This is a genomic window from Pseudomonas sp. B14(2017), from assembly GCF_002113255.1.
Taxonomy (GTDB): domain Bacteria; phylum Pseudomonadota; class Gammaproteobacteria; order Pseudomonadales; family Pseudomonadaceae; genus Aquipseudomonas; species Aquipseudomonas putida_Z.
Genome location: NZ_NEJY01000014.1, coordinates 155,918 through 175,255, shown reverse-complemented (window position 1 = coordinate 175,255; position 19,338 = coordinate 155,918). Strand labels below are relative to the sequence as shown.

Annotated in this window: 18 protein-coding genes; 11 read left to right on the top strand and 7 right to left on the bottom strand. The window is 65.2% G+C overall.

All coding sequences use genetic code 11. The features are described from left to right. On the bottom strand, nucleotides 1-322 hold a 322-nt coding region (locus CAG34_RS16465), incomplete at its 3' end, for a transposase (RefSeq protein WP_143516499.1). A 340-nt stretch (nucleotides 323-662) separates the two neighbouring features. Here CAG34_RS16465 and CAG34_RS16460 point away from each other — a divergent pair. Together CAG34_RS16460 and CAG34_RS16455 are read left to right on the top strand one after the other, a co-directional pair. Further along, nucleotides 663-2,312, top strand: coding sequence for a VRR-NUC domain-containing protein (locus tag CAG34_RS16460; RefSeq protein WP_085591284.1), 1,650 nt, complete (start codon nucleotides 663-665; stop codon nucleotides 2,310-2,312). Then, a complete protein-coding gene (locus tag CAG34_RS16455) occupies nucleotides 2,309-4,570 on the top strand; it encodes an ATP-dependent DNA helicase (RefSeq protein WP_085591282.1) in 2,262 nt (753 codons plus the stop codon). The genes CAG34_RS16460 and CAG34_RS16455 overlap by 4 nt, the downstream gene beginning before the upstream one ends. A gap of 172 nt (nucleotides 4,571-4,742) precedes the next feature. Here the strand turns inward: CAG34_RS16455 and CAG34_RS16450 are convergent, their stop codons facing one another. Further along, complete coding sequence (locus tag CAG34_RS16450; protein ID WP_085591280.1) at nucleotides 4,743-5,924, bottom strand: NnrS family protein; 1,182 nt, start codon at nucleotides 5,922-5,924, stop codon at nucleotides 4,743-4,745. A 214-nt stretch (nucleotides 5,925-6,138) separates the two neighbouring features. On the opposite strand from CAG34_RS16450, the gene xerC reads away from it, so the two are divergent. From xerC to ureG, 9 genes are all read left to right on the top strand, one after another. Next, nucleotides 6,139-7,053 carry a tyrosine recombinase XerC gene (xerC, locus tag CAG34_RS16445; protein ID WP_085591277.1) on the top strand — a complete coding sequence of 305 codons (915 nt, stop codon included), beginning with the start codon at nucleotides 6,139-6,141 and terminating at the stop codon, nucleotides 7,051-7,053. Between the two features lie 378 nt (nucleotides 7,054-7,431). After that, nucleotides 7,432-8,265 (top strand): urease accessory protein UreD, encoded by an 834-nt coding sequence (locus tag CAG34_RS16440; protein WP_085591274.1) that lies wholly within the window; start codon nucleotides 7,432-7,434, stop codon nucleotides 8,263-8,265. A gap of 9 nt (nucleotides 8,266-8,274) precedes the next feature. After that, the gene (locus tag CAG34_RS16435; RefSeq protein ID WP_003256923.1) at nucleotides 8,275-8,577 is read left to right on the top strand and encodes an urease subunit gamma; all 303 of its coding nucleotides are present in this window, start codon (nucleotides 8,275-8,277) and stop codon (nucleotides 8,575-8,577) included. Between the two features lie 19 nt (nucleotides 8,578-8,596). Next, nucleotides 8,597-8,914 carry an urease subunit beta gene (locus tag CAG34_RS16430; protein ID WP_085591272.1) on the top strand — a complete coding sequence of 106 codons (318 nt, stop codon included), beginning with the start codon at nucleotides 8,597-8,599 and terminating at the stop codon, nucleotides 8,912-8,914. Continuing rightward, a complete protein-coding gene (gene ureC / locus CAG34_RS16425; protein ID WP_025339425.1) occupies nucleotides 8,911-10,614 on the top strand; it encodes an urease subunit alpha in 1,704 nt (567 codons plus the stop codon). The genes CAG34_RS16430 and ureC overlap by 4 nt, the downstream gene beginning before the upstream one ends. Before the next feature lie 10 nt (nucleotides 10,615-10,624). Continuing rightward, nucleotides 10,625-11,134 (top strand): urease accessory protein UreE, encoded by a 510-nt coding sequence (ureE, locus tag CAG34_RS16420; protein ID WP_085591270.1) that lies wholly within the window; start codon nucleotides 10,625-10,627, stop codon nucleotides 11,132-11,134. 17 nt (nucleotides 11,135-11,151) lie between these two features. Further along, nucleotides 11,152-11,697 carry a HupE/UreJ family protein gene (locus tag CAG34_RS16415; protein ID WP_025339423.1) on the top strand — a complete coding sequence of 182 codons (546 nt, stop codon included), beginning with the start codon at nucleotides 11,152-11,154 and terminating at the stop codon, nucleotides 11,695-11,697. Further along, nucleotides 11,697-12,371, top strand: a complete 675-nt coding sequence (locus tag CAG34_RS16410; RefSeq protein ID WP_085591268.1) for an urease accessory protein UreF — start codon at nucleotides 11,697-11,699, stop codon at nucleotides 12,369-12,371. The genes CAG34_RS16415 and CAG34_RS16410 overlap by 1 nt, the downstream gene beginning before the upstream one ends. Nucleotides 12,372-12,382: 11 nt before the next feature. Then, entirely contained in the window at nucleotides 12,383-13,006 is a 624-nt protein-coding gene (gene ureG / locus CAG34_RS16405; RefSeq protein ID WP_010953755.1) for an urease accessory protein UreG, read from the top strand. A gap of 343 nt (nucleotides 13,007-13,349) precedes the next feature. Here the strand turns inward: ureG and CAG34_RS16395 are convergent, their stop codons facing one another. The 5 genes from CAG34_RS16395 to CAG34_RS16375 form a co-directional block, all read right to left on the bottom strand. Then, nucleotides 13,350-14,078 carry a thioredoxin family protein gene (locus CAG34_RS16395; RefSeq protein WP_061552168.1) on the bottom strand — a complete coding sequence of 243 codons (729 nt, stop codon included), beginning with the start codon at nucleotides 14,076-14,078 and terminating at the stop codon, nucleotides 13,350-13,352. 93 nt (nucleotides 14,079-14,171) lie between these two features. Then, nucleotides 14,172-16,373: an LTA synthase family protein gene (locus CAG34_RS16390; protein ID WP_085591266.1), complete on the bottom strand. Its 2,202-nt coding sequence runs from the start codon at nucleotides 16,371-16,373 to the stop codon at nucleotides 14,172-14,174. Nucleotides 16,374-16,509: 136 nt separating this feature from the next. Beyond that, the gene (locus CAG34_RS16385; protein ID WP_085591264.1) at nucleotides 16,510-17,790 is read right to left on the bottom strand and encodes a transporter; all 1,281 of its coding nucleotides are present in this window, start codon (nucleotides 17,788-17,790) and stop codon (nucleotides 16,510-16,512) included. 39 nt (nucleotides 17,791-17,829) lie between these two features. Beyond that, entirely contained in the window at nucleotides 17,830-18,582 is a 753-nt protein-coding gene (locus tag CAG34_RS16380) for a hypothetical protein (protein ID WP_085591262.1), read from the bottom strand. 46 nt (nucleotides 18,583-18,628) lie between these two features. Beyond that, nucleotides 18,629-19,309, bottom strand: a complete 681-nt coding sequence (locus CAG34_RS16375; RefSeq protein WP_085591260.1) for a C39 family peptidase — start codon at nucleotides 19,307-19,309, stop codon at nucleotides 18,629-18,631. Nucleotides 19,310-19,338: the final 29 nt, after the last annotated feature.

The window sequence follows — 19,338 nt, the reverse complement described above, 5'->3', positions numbered from 1 at the left end:
GGAAACGGGCTAGCAGGCAGGCATCAGATGCATCAGTTTTGGCACGCCCGCCAATCCCTTTTCGGTAGTTGCTGAGTTGGTACCCATCAACGACATAGACTGCAAAACCCTTTTCGTAAGCCATCTCCACCAGGTCCAGGTGATAAACGTTGGTGGCTTCAACACAGATAGCCGTATTGGCTGGCTGAAGTGCCAGCCACTTGCGGATCTCAGGCTTTGTATTTTTCAACGAGTGTTGTTGAGCGGTTTCCTCGCAATAGCTGACCAGTTCGACCTTGGCGACATCGACGCCAATGATGAACTTCTCTACTCGCATTGCCATCGCCTGAACTCCCACGGTATGGTTTTTGGGCTCGGAGGGGTTTCACCAAGAGGCGCTGGCTTGCTTCTATCGTCGCTTGCAAACGATGCATTCTTTATCGGCGCTTTGGTGAAGGGGTGGGGCGAGTTCTCCCACGGTCTGTACTGCTGTGAACAGTCAGATTCGGCTTTTTCGTCCCACCACCCCTTCGAGTATCACCATACAAGCGGCCTTGCGTCGCGATTGGGCTGCAAAGCAGCCCCCAAGCCGACAGCCGATCGTTGAGCGACCCACGGCACTTGCCAGGCATACTGGTCTGTATGTATAACCAGTATCCATTCCAGCCGCCTGACCCCAGCCAGTGATCGCCCATTCCGTCGACGACCCGTTCTACTACCTGCACAATTTCCGCCAGGTGCTGCTGTGGGTCGAACAGCGCTACGAAGACCTGCTCGACGATCAGGAACTCGCTTTCATCCGCACCTTCGGCCAACTGGACGCCCCGGCACAGGCCCTGATGGTGCGCATGGTCATGCGCAAGGGCGAGCTGTTTCGCAGCGATCGGCTCGACTATGCCGAAATCGGCGATACCTGGCAGGCCCTGCAGCCGCTGCTGGCCCTCGGCTGGGTAAGGGAGCCCGCGCAACTGGAACTGCAGCAACTGTTCGCCCTGCTGCGCAAGGACGAACTTGCCCGTTGTTTTGCCCCGCAGCTGAGCCGCCCGCGCGCTGCCAAGCATGACCTGCTTGCACAACTGCAACCCCTGGGCCTGCAAGCCCGTTCATTGGCCGAGTGGTTTCCGGACAGCGGCGTGCGCATCCTCCAGTGGTGCCTGCAACCCTCGTGCGACCGCATGCGCCTGCTGTTCTTCGGCAACCTGTACCAGGACTGGTCGGACTTCGTCCTCGCCGACCTCGGGTTGTTGCGCTACGAACAGGTGCCGTTCAGCACCGATTCGCGTGCCCTGCAGCAACGCGCCGAAGTCGACCTGGCCATGGCCTTGCACCAGTGCACCGAGCGCCTGGAGCAGGGCGACGACCCGCTGTCGATCCTGGCAGCCATGCAGGGCCTGCACAGCGACAACCCATGGCTGGCCCGGCGCCATGCGCGCCTGCAATTCGCCCTGGGCCAGCAATGCGAGCGCCTGGGCGACTGGGCGCAGGCCATGGCTGTGTACACGCAGTGCAGCCATGCCCAGGCGCGCATCCGCCAGGTGCGGGTGCTGGAGCGCAGCGAACAGTGGCCCCAGGCCCATGCACTGGCGCTGCAACTGGCGGCGGCGCCGGCCAACGCCCTCGAAGTGCAGGCGCTGGAACGCATGTTGCCACGCCTGGCACGCAAGCTCGGTGGCCCGCCACAGCGGCGCCAGCGTGTCGCGCCGCTGGAGCTGATCGAGCTGGAGCTGCCCCGGGAACAGGCAGCGCTGGGTGTCGAGGAGGCGGTACGCCAGCACCTGGCCGAAGCCGGTGGGCCGGTGCATTACGTGGAGAACACACTGTTCAACAGCCTGTTCGGCCTGCTGTGCTGGGAGGCGATCTTCGCCCCGGTGCCTGGCGCGTTCTTCAACCCGTTCCAGGCCGCCCCGCAGGACCTGCACGACAGCGACTTCCAGCAACGCCGCAGTGCCTTGTTCGAACGTTGCCTGGGGCGGCTGGACGATGGCAGCCATCACCGGGCGATTCTCGACTGTTACGCCGCCAAGCAAGGGCTGCAGTCGCCGTTCGTGTTCTGGTCCGTGCTCAGTGAAGCATTGCTTGAGCAAGCCTTGGCCTGCCTGCCGGCGGCCCATTTGAAACAGTGCTTCCTGCGCCTGCTGCAGGACATCCGCAACAATCGCGCCGGCATGCCCGACCTGATCCAGTTCTGGCCCGAACAAGGTCGCTACCGCATGGTCGAGGTCAAGGGCCCTGGCGACCGCCTGCAGGACAACCAGCTGCGCTGGCTGGAGTTCTGCCGGGCCCACGGCCTGCCTGTCGCGGTGTGCCACGTGCGCTGGAGCGAAACACCGTGAGCTACAGCGTGGCGGTACGCGCCTTGTGTGAATTCAGCGCCAAGGTCGGCGACCTGGATCTGCGCTTCACGCCATCACCCACCGCCCAGGAGGGGATCGAGGGGCATCGGCGGGTGGTGGCGCGACGCGCTGCGGGCTACGAGTCGGAAATTGCCCTCGAAGGCCAGTTCGATACCCTGAAAGTGCGTGGCCGCGCCGACGGTTACGACCCCGTCTGCAACCGCCTGGAAGAGATCAAGACCCACCGTGGCGACCTGTCGCGCCAACCGGCCAACCATCGTCAGTTGCACTGGGCGCAGGCCAAGGTCTACGGCTGGTTGATGTGCCAGGCACGGCAACTGCCGACCATCGAGGTAGCGCTGGTTTACCTGGACGTGGATAGCGATGGCCAGACGCTGATCAGTGAACACTGCACGGCTGACGAACTGCAGGCCTTCTTCGAAACCCAGTGCCAACGCTTTCTGGCTTGGGCACAAGGGCAGGAGCAGCGCCTGGCCGAGCGTAACCGGGGCCTGCAAGCACTGGGCTTCCCCTATCCGGCGTTCCGCCAGGGCCAGCGACAACTGGCGGAAACCCTGTACAAGGCCGTGAGTACCGGCCGTTGCCTGATGGCCCAGGCCAGCACCGGAATTGGCAAGACCCTCGGTACCTTGTTCCCTCTGCTCAAGGCCATGGTGCCGCAGCAGCTGGACAAGCTGTTCTTTCTCACCGCCAAGACCCCGGGCCGGGCCCTGGCCCTGGATGCCATGCGCCAGATCACCGATGCCACGCCGCAGCCGGCCTTGCGCACGCTGGAGCTGATCGCCCGCGACAAAGCCTGCGAGCACCCCGACAAGACCTGCCATGGCGAATCCTGCCCCTTGGCCGCAGGCTTCTACGACCGCCTGCCGGCCGCGCGGCAGGCAGCGGCAGCGTTGCCCTTGCTCGACCGCGCTCAGCTGCGCGAAGTGGCCCTGGCGCATCAGGTATGCCCGTATTACCTGGGCCAGGAGATGGCGCGCTGGGTAGACGTGCTGGTGGCGGACTACAACTACTACTTCGATGCCCATGCCTTGTTGTTCGGCCTGACCCAGGCCAACCAGTGGCGGGTCGCGGTGCTGGTGGACGAGGCGCACAACCTGGTCGAGCGCGGGCGCGGCATGTACAGCGCCAGCCTCGACCAGGGCCAGTTGCAGGCCCTGCGCCAGAGCAAACCGCCCGGGCTGGTCAGTGCGCTGGACCGGTTGAACCGGCAGTGGAACGCCCTCTACAAGGAGCAGCGTGCCCCGTACCAGGCCAGCGAGTCGCTGCCAGAGGCCTTGCTGCGTGCCCTGCAGCAATGCATCGGGCTGATCCAGGAACAAATGAACCAGACGCCTGCGCAAATGGACCCGCAGGTGCTGCAGTTCTTCTACCAGGCGTTGCAGTTCAGCCGGGTTGCCGAGCTGTTCGACGAGCACTTCCTGTTCGACATCAGCCAGCGCCAGGGCCCGCGCAAGCGGCGGCTGGCCACCCTGTGCCTGCGCAATGTCACCCCGGCGCGCCTGTTGGGCCCACGCATGCAGGCGGCGCGCAGCGTGACGCTGTTTTCCGCCACCCTGAGCCCACGGCACTTCTACAGCGACCTGCTGGGCATGCCGGCCGATACCGCCTGGCTGGAAGTGGCCGCGCCGTTTCGCGCCGAACAGCTGGAAGTGCGTATCGCCAGCCAGGTATCCACCCGTTACCAGCAACGCCAGGCTTCGCTGGCGCCGATCGTCGAGCTGATCGCACGGCAGTTTGAGCGCATGCCGGGCAACTACCTGGCGTTCTTCAGCAGTTTCGAGTACCTGCAACAGGTGGCCGGGCTGCTGGCCGAGCGGCATGCACAGATACCCATGTGGGCCCAGGAGCCGGGCATGGACGAAGCGGCCCGCCAGGGCTTTCTCGACCGTTTTGTGGCGGATGGCCGCGGGGTGGGTTTTGCGGTGCTGGGTGGTGCATTCGGGGAGGGGGTGGACTTGCCGGGCACACGGCTGATCGGCGCGTTTGTCGCCACCCTCGGGCTACCCCAGGTCAACCCAGTGAACGAGCAGTTCAAGCAGCGCCTGGGGCGGCAGTTTGGTGCGGGGTTCGATTACGCCTATCTCTACCCGGGCGTGCGCAAGGTCATCCAGGCGGCAGGCCGGGTCATCCGGGGCGACCAGGACCGTGGCGTTCTGGTCTTGATCGACGAGCGCTTCGCCGAACCCCGGGTGCAGCAGATGTTCCCGGGGTGGTGGCCAGCGCCGGGAGGTTAACGCGGCCCCGGCAATTTGTGCGTCTGCGCTGAAACCTTGGGGCTGCTTCGCAGCCCATCGCCGGCAAGCCGGCTCCCACAGGTACTGCACAATGCTTGAGGTCGATGCAGTCGAGGTGGGAGCTGGCTTGCCGGCGATGGGCCGCAAAGCGGCCCCAATCTGGGCATCAAGGCTAGCCCGGCATACCGTCAGCCCGTGGCCGCAGCAGGATGGGCAGGTAGTGACGCAGGAACAGCAGCAGCGCCAGGCTCCAGCACACTACCGAAAGGCTCACCCCCAGCGGCGTGAACAGCGGCAGCACCACCCGCGCCAGCGTCGCCAGTTGTATCAAGGCAAAGGCCCAGGCAATGCTGGTCGGCACCTGCAGCAGCCTGCCGGTGTGGCCCAGGCTGACCCGTGCCATCATCGCCAGGATCAAGCCGCTCATGGCGCCCACGGTCAGGGCGTGGGTCACCAGGCTCGGGCCCAGTGCCACCCCGGCATGCCACAGCGCCATGCCCAGGCAGGCAATGGCAATCCAGGCATAGGCCAGGTGCAGCGACCACAGCAGGGGCACCCGCCACAAGCCGCGGTCATGCCACAAGGCCAGGCGGGCCGTATGCAGGCCGAACAAGGCGCCGAACAGCACGGCCAGGCCGATACGTGGCGTATCGGCCAAGCCCGAGGCGAAGGCCAGCGGTACCGCCACGCTCAGCAGCAGGCAGGCCCGGTCCAGCCAGGGGCGGGCAGGGGACGGGGCCATGTTGCCCAGGCCGCGCCGGGTGAAGAACGGGATCACCCGCCCGCCAAGCACGCTCATCATCGCGGCCACCAGCCACAACCCGGCAAACACCCCGCGGCGCTGCCACAGTTCGTCCTGGCGCAGCCAGCCGACCAGGGTCAGCCACTGGCAGGCGGCGATCAACAGCACCAGGCCGAGGATCGGGTAGTTGTTACGCAAGCGCCGTTGCACGATCGGCCGTGCCAGGGCCAGTGCCACCAGTGGCAGAAAGCTGCCCTCGATCACAACCAGCAAGCTGCCCGGTAATGGCAGGAACCAGCTCGCCCGGCCCAGCAGCCAAAGCAGGAACAAACCCTGCAGCGCACGCCCGCTCAAGCCTGGGGTGCCGCTCCAGTTCTGCACGGCAGTCAGCAGGAAACCGGCGATGATGGCGGCAGCAAAGCCATAGAGCATCTCGTGGCGGTGCCAGGCAAGCATGCCGCCGGGGGGCGTTGGCTCCAGCACTCCGGCCAGTACACCGGCCCACAACAGCAAGGCGAGCAGCGCAAACAAACTGCCACCCAGGAAGAATGGGCGGAAACCCAGGCCCCAGACGGCCTGGCGTGGGCGTGAAGCGATCGGCTGCACAAGCATGGGCGGACCTTCGTTCGTTCAGTAGGCTCAATTGGGGTAAGATCACGATCCGTGCCAGCTCCGAACCCCTTGTATATCAAGGTGATGGCACCTCTCCGGGTCCGAATGACATGCGTTTTCTGCTGTTATTTGGACCTGCTTGTATGTCGTATTGACTTGCTTCAGGGGCTGGCCGGTTCGCCGCTGGCCAACGCTTCGCTACAGGATTCACGTTTTGTCCGACCTCTCGAAAAATCCGCTGCTGCAGTACATGGCCCGCCTGGCCCCATCCAGCCAGCAAACCATGCGCTACATCCTTCAGGACGCTGCCGACCGGCTGGGGTTTGTCGACTGCAATATCGTCGATGTGCCCTGGCATCGGCTCGAGCCCGGCCATGTGATCGCCCTGGTGGCGGCGCTACGTACCGACGGTTACGCACCCAACAGCTCGTCGCTGTACGTCAACGCCATCCGCGGTGTGATGAACGAAGCCTGGCGCCAGGGCCTGATCGATCACGAGCAGTTGTTGCGCATCCGCGAGGTCAAGCCGGCCACCGGCAGCCGCCTGCCGCCGGGGCGCAACCTGCGCCGCAGCCTGATTCGCGAGCTGATGGATGTGTGCGCGGCCGACCCACGGCCGCAGGGTGTGCGCGACGCGGCGATCATCGCCTTGCTGTACGGCACCGGCATGCGCAAGTCGGAGTCGGTGGACATCGACCTGGACCAGGTCGACTTCGAGGCGCGCAGCCTGCAGGTGCTGGGCAAGGGCAACCGCCAGCTGATCAAGTACGCACCGCCATGGTCGTTCGAGAAGTTGCAGGCGTGGCTGGACCTGCGCCGCCAGGACTTGCCGGCAGGGGCCGAAGACGACCCGTTCCTGTTCAACCGCATCCGCCGTGGCAGCCATATCACCCGGGCGCGCATCACCAAGCATGCCATTTACTACATCGCCCGCCAGCGTGGGGCGCAGGTGGGCGTGAAGATCATGCCGCACGACTTCCGCCGGGCGTTCATCACCCGGGTGATCGAAGAGCACGACCTGTCCATTGCGCAGAAGCTGGCGCATCACGCCAATATCCAGACCACCGCCATCTATGACCGGCGTGATGACAACGAACGCCGGCGTGCGGTGGACCGCTTCGATTACTGAGTTTCGTCACACTTGGGGCTGCTGTGCAGCCCATCGCCGGCAAGCCAGCTCCCACGCCGACCGCGCTGACCTCAAGCCATGCGCGATCCCTGTGGGAGCTGGCTTGCCGGCGATGGGCCGCGTAGCGGCCCCAGCATTCTCTCAGTCCAGCACCTAAACAGGGCCTGAGTGCGCCCCCACTTTGTGCGCCATCCCCCTGTATGCCCGATGCCAGAGCGGCTTGGGCAAAAGTTTCATCTTTGTTCACCTGCGGAGTTGGCCCGCAACCTGCTATATCCAGCCTGCGAATTTGATCGAGTGGTCAGGCCGCGCGCGCCGTAGCCGTGCGTGCCTGCCCCTCTAAACGGCCAGCAGGCCACGGATTTCAGGGGCCGCAGGATGTCGCTCGCGGAGCAGATCGAACAACAACACGACGATGCCGGCTGGAGCGCTCACCTGCAGTTGCGTTTCGTCAGGCGTGACGAGGTGACCCGCCTTGGTGCGTGGCGGCATTTCGGACCTCTTTTGGTGCAGCGACCGTTCTATCCGGAAGGTGCACCGTGCCATGTCTACGTGCTGCACCCACCCGGTGGGATCGTCGCCGGCGACCGCCTGGAGCTGGATATCCAGCTGGAGCCGGGTAGCCACGCGCTGCTGACCATGCCCGGCGCCAGCAAGTTCTACCGCAGCATCGGCCCGACCGCGCGGCTGGCCCAGCGCTTTCATCTGGCCGCCGGCAGCACCCTGGAGTGGCTGCCGCAGGACAGCATCTTCTTCTCCGGCGCCCGCGCCAGCCTCGCCAGCCGTTTCACCCTCGAACCGGGGGCGCGCCTGCTGGCCTGGGAAACCCTGTGCCTGGGGCGCCCGGTGATGAACGAGCGTTTCGAGCAGGGTGCCCTCGACAGCCGCCTGCACATCGAACTGCCTGACGAAGTGGGCCTGCACGAGCGCCTGCGCGTCGAAGGCGGGCGCCTGGACAAGCTTGGCGGGCATCCGTTGCTGGCCACCTTCTGCGCCGCACCCGCCGACCAGGCCGTGCTGGATCTGGTGCGCCCGGTGCTCGACGAGATGGCCAACCCGGCCGGCGCGACCCTGCTTGGGTCGTTGCTGGTGATTCGCGTGCTCGACCATGACAACCAACACCTGCAACGCACCCTGCAACGCCTGTGGCATGTGCTGCGCCCGGCCGTCCTCGGCCTGCCGGCCTGCCCGCCGCGTATCTGGGCCACCTGAGAGAGCGCCATGGAGCTGACCCCGAGAGAGAAAGACAAACTGCTGCTGTTCACCGCCGCGTTGCTGGCGGAGCGGCGCCTGGCCCGTGGCCTGAAGCTCAACTACCCGGAAGCGGTGGCGCTGATCAGTGCCGCCGTGCTCGAAGGCGCCCGTGATGGCCGCACCGTCGCCGAGCTGATGAGCCTGGGGCGCGAAGTATTGAGCCGCGAGCAGGTGATGCCTGGCATTGCCGAAATGCTCCACGACGTGCAGGTCGAAGCGACCTTCCCGGATGGCACCAAGCTGGTGACCGTGCATGACCCCATCGTCTGAAACTGCCAAGGAGCCCCGCATGATCCCAGGTGAAATCCAGGTCGCCGCCGGCGACATCGAGCTGAACAGCGGCCGCGCGACGGTCAGCGTCAGCGTGGCCAACCATGGCGACCGGCCGGTGCAGGTCGGCTCGCACTACCACTTCTACGAAGTCAACGAGGCGCTGGTGTTCGAGCGCGCGCCGACGCAGGGCTTTCGCCTGGACATTCCCGCCGGTACCGCCGTGCGTTTCGAGCCCGGCCAGGCGCGTACCGTGCAACTGGTGGCCTACGCCGGCAAGCGCGAGGTCCATGGCTTCCAGGGCAAGGTGATGGGCGCGCTGGAGGGCAGGGCATGAGCCGCATTTCCCGCCAGGCCTATGCCGACATGTTCGGCCCCACGGTAGGCGACCGCGTACGCCTGGCCGACACCGCGCTGTGGGTCGAGGTGGAGCGCGACTTCACCATCTATGGCGAAGAGGTGAAGTTCGGTGGCGGCAAGGTCATCCGCGATGGCATGGGGCAGGGCCAGATGCTGGCCGCCGAAGCCATGGACTTGGTACTGACCAATGCCCTGATCATCGACCACTGGGGTATCGTCAAGGCCGATATCGGCATCAAGCACGGGCGTATCGCGGTGATCGGCAAGGCTGGCAACCCTGATGTGCAGCCGGGCGTGAACGTGCCCGTGGGCCCCGGCACCGAGGTGATCGCGGCCGAGGGCAAGATCGTCACCGCCGGTGGCGTCGACTCGCACATCCACTTCATCTGCCCGCAGCAGGTGGACGAGGCGCTGAACAGCGGTGTCACCACCTTCATCGGCGGCGGCACCGGGCCGGCCACCGGCACCAACGCCACCACCTGCACGCCCGGCCCCTGGTACCTGGCGCGCATGCTCCAGGCCGCCGACAGCCTGCCGATCAACATCGGCTTGCTGGGCAAAGGCAACGCCTCGCGGCCGGAAGCACTGCGCGAGCAGATCGCGGCCGGCGCCGTGGGCCTCAAGCTCCACGAAGACTGGGGTTCGACACCAGCAGCCATCGACTGCTGCCTGGGCGTGGCCGAGGAAATGGACATCCAGGTGGCGATCCACACCGACACCCTCAATGAGTCCGGCTGCATCGAAGACACCCTGGCGGCCATCGGCGACCGTACCATTCACACCTTCCACACCGAGGGTGCTGGTGGCGGCCACGCCCCGGACATCATCCGCGCTGCGGGGCAGGCCAACGTGTTGCCGTCCTCGACCAACCCGACCCTGCCGTACACGGTCAACACCGTGGACGAGCACCTGGACATGCTCATGGTCTGCCACCACCTGGACCCGAGCATCGCCGAAGACGTGGCCTTTGCCGAGTCGCGCATCCGCCGCGAAACCATCGCCGCCGAGGACATCCTCCACGACATGGGTGCCTTTGCCATGACCTCGTCCGACTCCCAGGCCATGGGCCGGGTTGGCGAGGTGGTGCTGCGCACCTGGCAGGTGGCCCACCAGATGAAGCTGCGCCGTGGGCCACTGGCGCCGGACACCAGCTACAGCGACAACTTCCGGGTCAAGCGCTACATCGCCAAGTACACCATCAACCCGGCACTGACCCACGGCATCGGCCACGAAGTGGGCTCGGTGGAAGTCGGCAAGCTGGCCGACCTGGTGTTGTGGGCGCCGGCGTTCTTTGCGGTCAAGCCGGCCCTGGTGATCAAGGGCGGAATGATTGTCACCGCGCCCATGGGCGACATCAACGGTTCCATCCCCACGCCGCAACCGGTGCACTACCGCCCGATGTTCGGCGCCCTGGGCGCGGCGCGGCATGCCACGCGCATGACCTTCCTGCCCCAGGCGGCGATGGACCGTGGCCTGGCCGAGGAGCTGAACCTGCGCAGCCTGATCGGCGTGGCCCACGGCTGCCGCCGGGTGCGCAAGCCCGACATGGTCCACAACACCTTGCAGCCGCTGATCGAGGTCGATGCGCAGACCTACCAGGTGCGTGCCGACGGCGAACTGCTGGTCTGCGAGCCGGCCCGCGAACTGCCGCTGGCCCAGCGTTACTTCCTGTTCTGAAGGAGCCCCGATGATTGTCTTGACCCGCCGTATCACCGACCCCGGCCAGCTGGGCGAAACCGGCACCGTTACCCTGGACGTGGACAGCCGCATCAAGAGCCGCCTGCGGGTGACCCTGGATGATGGTCGCGAGGCCGGGCTGATGCTCGAGCGCGGCCACCTGCTGCGCGGGGGCGAACTGCTGGCCGATGCCGAGGGCACCCAGCTGATCCGCGTGCTGGCGGCGCCCGAGGCGGTGTCCACGGTGCGCTGCGCCGACCCGCACCTGCTGGCCCGCGCGGCCTATCACCTGGGCAACCGCCATGTGCCGCTGCAGATCGAACCCGGCCTGTTGCGCTTCCAGCACGACCACGTGCTGGACGACATGTTGCGCGGCCTGGGCCTGACGGTAGAGGCCGAACAGGCGCCATTCGAGCCTGAAGCGGGCGCCTACCAGAGCGCGCCGCACAGCCACAGCCACAGCCACAGCCATGCCCACGGCCACGATCACCCGTTCGTGCGCCTGCCTGCCCATTCCTGAACTGCCTGGAGCAACCGATGAAAAAGACTTTCGCCCTGTTTCTGCTGATGCTGGCTCTGCCTGCCTTCGCCCACCCCGGGCACGACGCCAACCCGCTGCAGGACGGCCTGCTGCACCCGCTGACCGGCCTTGACCACCTGCTGATGCTGCTGGGCACCGGTGTACTCGCCGCGTTGACCCGGCGCAGCCTGACGCTACCCCTGGCAACCTTGGCGGCGATGTTCGGCGGCGCGGTGTGCGGCCACCTGTTCGGCGATGTGCTGGGCATGGAAACCCTGATCGCCGTGTCGCTGCTGGTGGCTGCCGGTGCCGTGCTACTGCCCAGCCGCCAACTGCTGTTGGCCATGGCCATGCCGGTGTTCGCCCTGTTCCATGGCTGGGCCCATGGCGTGGAAGCCACGCCAAGCGCGTTCTGGCAGTTCAGCGCCGGCTTCGTCACGGTCAGCGGCCTGTTGCTGGCGGCCGGCTTTGCGGTCGGTTGCCTGTTGCGCAGGCATAGCGGCCTGCAGAAGGCCTTTGGCGGTGGCCTGCTGGCCGGCGCCGCGCTGGTACTGGCCGGTTGATGGACAGCGACCAGGCGTTGTTGCGCCTGCTGCAGCTGGCCAGCCCTGGCTTGCCGGTGGGTGGCTTCACCTACTCGCAAGGCCTGGAGTGGGCGGTCGAGGCGGGCTGGGTACGGGGCGTGGATGGTTTCGCTGCCTGGCAGCGCGAGCAGATCGACGACACCCTGGCCTGCCTCGACTGGCCGGTGCTGGCGCGCCTTTACCACGCTTGCCAGGCCGAGGACGCCGAGGCCTTCGGCCACTGGAGCCGCTTTCTGCTGGCCAACCGCGAAACCGCCGAGTTGCGCCTTGAAGAACAGCAGCGCGGCGCGGCGTTGGCACGGCTGCTGGACGGCTGGCAACTGGGCCAGGCACCGGCCTGGCGGGCCAGCCTCGAACTCACCCAGCTGGGCGGTATGGCCTGGCTGGCTGCGCACTGGGCGATCCCACTGCGCCAGTTGGCCCTGGGCCATGGCTTTGCCTGGCTGGAGGGCGCGGTAATGGCCGGGGTCAAGCTGGTGCCGTTCGGCCAGCAGGCTGCCCAGACCTTGCTGCGCGACCTGGGGGCAGGGCTGCCCGCGGCCCTCGACCAGGCACTGGGCCTCGGCGATGACCAGCTTGGCGGCGGCCTGCCGTTGCTGGCCATTGCCTCATCGCGACACGAAACCCAATACACCCGATTGTTCCGTTCCTGAGGACTGCCTGCATGCAAAGCTATCAACAACCCCTGCGCGTCGGTGTCGGCGGCCCGGTCGGCTCCGGCAAGACGGCGCTGCTCGAAGCCTTGTGCAAGGCCATGCGCGATCACTACCAGATCGCAGTGGTCACCAACGACATCTACACCAAGGAGGACCAGCGCATCCTCACCGAAGCCGGGGCCCTTGAGCCGGAGCGCATCGTCGGAGTGGAAACCGGCGGCTGCCCGCACACGGCGATACGTGAGGATGCCTCGATGAACCTGGCGGCGGTCGAAGCCCTGGCGCGCAAGTTTGGCAACCTCGAGGTGATCTTCGTCGAAAGCGGCGGTGACAACCTGAGTGCCACTTTCAGCCCGGAGCTGGCCGACCTGACCATCTACGTGATCGACGTGGCCGAAGGCGAGAAGATCCCGCGCAAGGGTGGGCCGGGGATTACCAAGTCGGACTTCCTGGTGATCAACAAGACCGACCTGGCGCCCTATGTGGGGGCTTCGCTGGAAGTGATGGAGCGCGATACCCAGCGCATGCGCCCGCAGCGGCCATGGACCTTCAGCAACCTGAAGAAGGGCGAGGGGCTGCAGGCGGTGATCGACTTCATCGTCGAGCGCGGGATGCTGGGCGTGCGCGGGTGATGTAACGGGTTGAACGCAGTCTGGACCATGGCGCAATTCCTGTGGGAGCGGGTTTACCCGCGAACACCGGCGCAGCCGGTGCCACCCACCGCGTTGGCTTCTTCGCGGCTAAAGCCGCTCCCACAGGTACAGCGTTGCTCTCGAGGTTGTCGCTATACCTGTGGGAGCGGCCTTGTGTCGCGAAAGGGCCGCAACGCGGCCCCAGGGTTGATTCACAACAGTTGAAATTGCTGGGGCTGCTTTGCAGCCCTTTCGCGACACAAGGCCGCTCCCACAGAGGTCGCGCCGCCTTTGGGAATTTGAGCAAGACAGTTGCTCCCACAGGGATATGTGTTGCCTCACGTTATTTGTGGCAGCAGTTGGGCTTGTCCGGCTGCCCTTCATAACGGTCATGGTGCCGCACCCAGTCCATGGTCCCGGCCTCGTTGCGCCCCAGTGGCGCAATGTCGAGGAAGTTGTAGGTGTTGACCAGGATGTCCAGCCCGCGGGCATAGGTCGAGTAGGTGTGGTACACGCTGCCATCCGGCTCGCGATAGAACGCACTCAGCCCGGGAAGCTCGCTTTCATCGCCCTCGTATGGCTCATAGTTGTACTGCCGCTGGCCTTCGCTGCCAACGCTGACGCCAAAGTCCTCGTTGAACCCGCTGCCATGTGACGAATACCAGGGGAACTGCCAGCCCATGCGCCGGCGGAAAGCCTGGAACTCGGCATACGGTGCCCGCGACACCGCCACCAGCGACACGTCGTGATGCGCCAGGTGCAGGTTGGCGCCGTCAAAGTGGTCGGCCAGGAACGAGCAGCCGTGGCAGCCTTCGCTCCAGCCTTCGGCGAACATGAAGTGGTAAACCAGCAACTGGCTGCGGCCCGCGAACAGGTCAGCCAGGCTCAGTTCGCCGTCCGGCCCCTGGAAGCGGTAGTCGTGCTCCACCTTGACCCAGGGCAGGGCGCGACGGGCTGCGGACAGCGCGTCGCGGTGGTGGGTAAAGGCTTTTTCGTGCAACCACAGCTGCCGACGGGCCGCCAGCCACTGGCTGCGGGAAACCACCGGGTGCCTGCTTTCGCTCGTGCTCATGGTGCTGTCTCCACATTGGGGGATTCACACACTAGTCGAGCACGGGCGGGTCGAATCGACAGGCCGCGGCGGCCCGGCGATGAGTGGTATTGCTCAGCCCGAATGGGCGATATGCCCTTCGGTCAGTTCATCCGCTGCTTCATCTTCCCCAGGCAGCGCGGTGATCACGCTGAAGTCGCTGACTTCCACCTGGCCACCGCCATAGCCCAGCAAATGGAAGGAAAACGCCTTGCGCGCAGTCGGGTTGTCGAAGCTGAACTCCATCTCCAGCGGCTCGTCGGCGGTGACTTTCACTTCGTCAGGCAAGCCCAGCGGTACGTCCTGCTCCAGCTGCTTGGCCTTGAGCTGGATATAGGCTGCGCGCTTGGGGTCCAGCGAACGTACCTTGACCCGTACGCGGGTATGCGAGCCCTCGGGCATTTCCAGGTACTGGGCGCCGATCAGGTTGTCGGCCCAGTCATCTTTGATGCGCTTGCGCAGCTGGATCGGCGATGGGCCACCGAACTGGTAACGCAGATTGAGCGGTGTTTGCAGCAGGGACTGGTCGAGCACCCCGGCGAGGGCACCGATCTGCTGGCCGAGCAGGCTGTCGCCCGGGCCAAGGTAACGTGCCTGGTCGGCGATGAAGCCCTCGCTGGCGTAACGCCGGCAGCGCTGCTGGAAGTCGCATTCGGTGAACACACCCTGGCCGTCGTGATAACGCAGCATGCCGTTGGTGTAGGAGATCATCTCGCGTCCGCTATCGTAGTCGCGGTACAGCGAGCGACCGCCGAGCGCCATGGGGATGGGCAGGGCAAAGTAGTCGAGCAGGGAGGTGGCCAGGTCGATATGGCCATAGGTACCGCGCTTGATCCGTGGCAACTGCGCCTGCTCCGGCGCCAGGGTGAGGTTGAAGCCCCAGGACGAGGCCAGGCGCACACCGTCGATGCCGTGGGACTCGTCGGAAGTCACCACCACCAGGGTGTCCTTGAGTACGCCCTGGCGTTCGAGGTTGTCGAGGAATGCACCGAGCGCGTCGTCCAGGTAGGCGACTGCCGCCTGTTTCGGCGTGTCGTAGCGCTCCAGGTACTCGGCCGGTGCCGAGTAGGGCTGGTGGGTGCCCACGGTGAGCAGGGTCAGCATCCATGGCTTGGCCTGCTTTTGCAGCTGGCCGACGTAATCCAGCGCACCCTCGAAGAAGGCGCGGTCATCCTTGCCCCAGGGGAAGTCCAGGTAGTTCTTGTTGCGGAACCACTCCTGCCCGTGCACCGCGTCAAAGCCGATGTGCGGCATGATGCGGTCCTTGGCCATGAAGCGCAGGCCGGCGCCCTGCAGGTAGTGGGTGGTGAAGCCGGCCTGGCGCAACTGCGCCGGCAGGCAGGCCTGGTTGCGTTCGTTCTGGGTCAGCAGTTCCACGCCCTTGGGCGTGCCGTTGGCCAGCTTGTCGTAGTCACCGCACAGCATTGCGTACAGGCCACGGATGGTCTGATGGGTATGCAGCACGTAGTCCGGGGTGTTCATGCCGCGCTCGGCCCACTGGCTGAGTTTGGGCATCAGCTCTTCGTCGAAGCGGCTGTGCAGGGCCTGGCGGTTGGGCCGCAGGTAGGCCCCGGGGATGCCTTCCACGGTGATGACCAGCAGGTTCCGGGCGTTGCCTGGCCCGGCGAGCAGGCGCTGGCCATGCAGGTCGGACTGGGTCAGGCCGGTGCTGGCCAGAGGGGTGAAGGTTTGCGTACGGCCCATCCAGCCTTCGACCTGGCGTTGCAGGTTGCCGGCCCCGGCCGACAGCAGCTGGTGGGTGAGGTTGTATTGCCGCCATTGGTCGGCGTCGGAAGGTACCAGTTGCTGGCTGCCCCAATGGGCGCCGAACAGTAGCAGCGGAATGGCCCAGGCCGTGCGTGGCAGCGGCTGGCTGGGTTGGGTACGGCTGCGCCAGGCGCTGGCCAGCCAGGCCAGCAGGCCGGCGCCCATGGCCCAGGGCAGCCAGGCATGGGCTAGGCCGCCACCGGTCGAGTTTTCCATGAACTGCGGGTCGAGCAGGTACGTCAGGTCGGCGCTGGTGGGCAACCGGCCCACCGCGCTCACCAGTTCGGCCGAAGCCACCCAGAGGGCCGCCCAGGCCAGCAATACGGGGAACGCCAGCCACCACGGCCGACGGTGCAGCAGCAAGACCAGCAAGCTGCCGAGGGCGAGGTCGGACAGGTAACCGAGTGGGTTGGACCAGCCCAGCATGGCGCGCGTACCCAGTGGGATCACCAGTACCAGGGTCGCCAGGGCGACAAGCCGGGTACGTGGGTGGTCTGACAGGTTCTTCACAAAAACATCCCTTTTGCCATTAAATCGTCATGTAACTGTGCTTGATGATAACAGGCCGTGGCAGGGAAGGCGGTCCGGGACAAGGCTGGTAACCAAAAGCCGGGCCCGTTCGCGCGGGCCCGGCCGATGGCAAGTATCAGAAGTAGTAGGGGAATTTCAGGCTGAAGGAAAAGTCCGGCGCGTCATCGGTCAGACCAATGGACAGGTTGGGTACGATGGTCAGGTTGTCGGTGGCGGCGAAGGTCATGCCGATGTTGAAGTTGGCCGCGTTGTAGTCGCTGTTGGAGATCGACTGCCAGTCGCCGCCATCCGGTTTTATCTTGCTCTTGCGCGCGAACTGGTCGGACACCGAGAACGACATGCTCATCTTCTCGTTCAGGGCAAAGGCGATACCGCCGCCGATCTGCCACGAGTCGCCCAGCTTCACATCGCCCGGCACCTTGCTGTTGACCTGTGGGCTGATGTCGCTGAACGAGTCTTCCATGTTGTAGGTGTATGACAGGCTGCCGAACAGCACGGCGGGGTCGAAGGTCTTGACCAGCGAGATGCCCGGCGTGATCGACCAGACGCCGTTGCCGGTCGGCAGGCTTTCCGGTACTGACAGGTTGTCGTTGCCCTCTACCTGGCGCAGTTTTATGCCATAGGGGTCTTTGCCGGTCGGCGCCTTGATGCGCAAGGTAGCGACGGCGTCAGGCCAGGTCTCGTCTTCGTCGAGGAACTTGTAGGCGACACCGACGTTGACGTCGCCGATTTCCGGGTCGCGGGTTACGGTTTCGTCCGAGGTGCTTGCCCCGGCGCCGCCCGCACCGCCGGAAGAGTAGGTGGATTCGCGGTACACCACCGGGACGTTGATGTCGAACTGCCAGCGCTGGGCGAGGTTGTAGCGGGCAGTCATGTCCAGGGTCCAGTTATCTGCCTTCACCCGGTCAAGGTTGATACTGCCGAGGAAGATCGAGTCCAGCGCCAGGAAGCCGTTGAGCACCAGCGCCCGGGTATCGTAGTGGGTATAGGTAACACCGGTCTCGAAGCTGAACTTGCCGCCGCCGAAGAAGCCGCTGGCCTCATCGTACAGGTTGGACACGCTCTGAGCCGGTTCAGCGTCGGCGGTCAGCGCCTGGCCATAGGAGCTGCCGGTAGTGCCCGGTGCGCCCGAAGCCACCGTCTGTGCACCTTTGACCCCTTCGGCCGGGGACCTGACCAGGCGTTTGGGTGGGGGGGCTGCCGGGGTTTCCTCGACCTGGCGTACGCGCTGTTCCAGTACCATCAGCGCCTGTTGCTGTGCCTCGTAGCGCTGCTTGAGTTCGAGCAGTTCCTGCTTCAGTGCCTCGACCTGCGGGTCGGCAGCTGCGAAAAGGGAGGTGGCCGGAGCCAGGGTGGTCAAACAGACAATGGCGCTGAGCGTGAATGATCGGTGCATGGATTTGCCGTCCCTTTCGACTGCCTTTGAACTTGGAGATCAATAACCGAATGTGCGCAAGCCCTTGAGCTGGTCGAGGCTGCCGTTCAACGAAGCAGCTGTCGGCACGCTTTCGCGCATCACTACATTGAGCGTGGTGACGTTATTGACCCGGTTGCCATTGCCCAGCAGCGTCGAGTTCTGCATCAGGCCACCCTGCGCCAGGCGCTGCACGCTGCTGCCCTGGTTGTTACTGGCACTGATATTGAACTGCACCCCTACGCCGCTGGCGGACACACTCAGCGCCCCTGCGCCGTTTGCGCCTGTCAGTGTCTGGCCGTTGGCCAGGGCCTGGCCCTGTGGCTGCACGGTAGGCGCCTGGTCGGCCTTGGAAACATTGATGGCGACATTGTTGTAGGCGGTATTGTTGTCGCCAGCTGCGCGTACCACCTGGGTAACACCCTCTGTTGTGTTGAGGCCGGCGCCGCCTGTAACGGTACCGGTGCCCGGTGCCGTGGCTCCAGCTGACGCTGTGCCAGTGCCGCTTTCGTCGATCAACGACACGTAGAATTGCGGTTTGATGGTCGACTGCTGAATTTGCATCGTGCTCGTCGCGCCGATCACGTCCCCTTTGGCATTCTGCCAGGTGCTGGACATGACAATACCGAAACTCACGATCCGCCCCGGCATCACGTAGCGGCCACGCAAGGTCGCCAGCTCATGGTCCTTCAGTTCGATGGGCTTGAAGGTTTCGGCCTGGGTAGGAAGGCTGACGGTCAGGCATGCGATTGCAAGCCAGAATGCATTCTTCATTGGGGTGCTCCCCGGAGCCTCGTGCTCCTTGTCGTTGCAAGAGTCGTTAGAAGAAGTCGCTTTTGATGAACCCGAAGTCCAGCAGCTCTGCATCCTGCACCGGGGTGAAGTTGTTCACCCGGCCCTTGGCGGTCAGGGGCAGGGGCGGGTCGAGCAGGATGTTGTTCTTGTCGTAGCCCTGGCCGATCACGGCGAAGATGATGCCGTTCCAGCCCTTGAGAAAGTCGTCGACCCTGTAGCGCTTGTGGCCCAGTACCGGGTCACCGATGTACACCCAGCCCTTGTCTACCTTCTGCATGACCACGAAGTGCTTGTAGCCGCGCACGTCCATCAGCACCACGACCGGGATGCGCACGCTGTGCAGGGTCTCGGGCGCCACCCGGTAGCCGCGGGCACGCATCCCCAGGCTTTCCACGTAGCGTTTCATGTCGAGCATCGAGAAGCCTTGCGTGCGCACCAGGTCCTGGTCGGCGTGGGCCAGCATGCCTTCGATGATCTGTTGTTCGTCCACGTCCAGCCAGTAGGCCTGGCGCAGGATGGTGGCCAGCGCGGCGGCGCCGCAGCTGAAGTCGGTCTTCTGTTGCACCAGGTCGGCGAACTTGCGCTCGCGTACGCTCTGGATGGGCTTGAACACCACGGCACCGCCCGGCAGTACGGACAGCGGCATTTGCGCCGCTTCGCTCACGCTGGCCAGGCACAGCAAAAACGCCAAGGCAATGATGCGCATGATCGGATGCCTTCCGGTTCTGTTGAAGA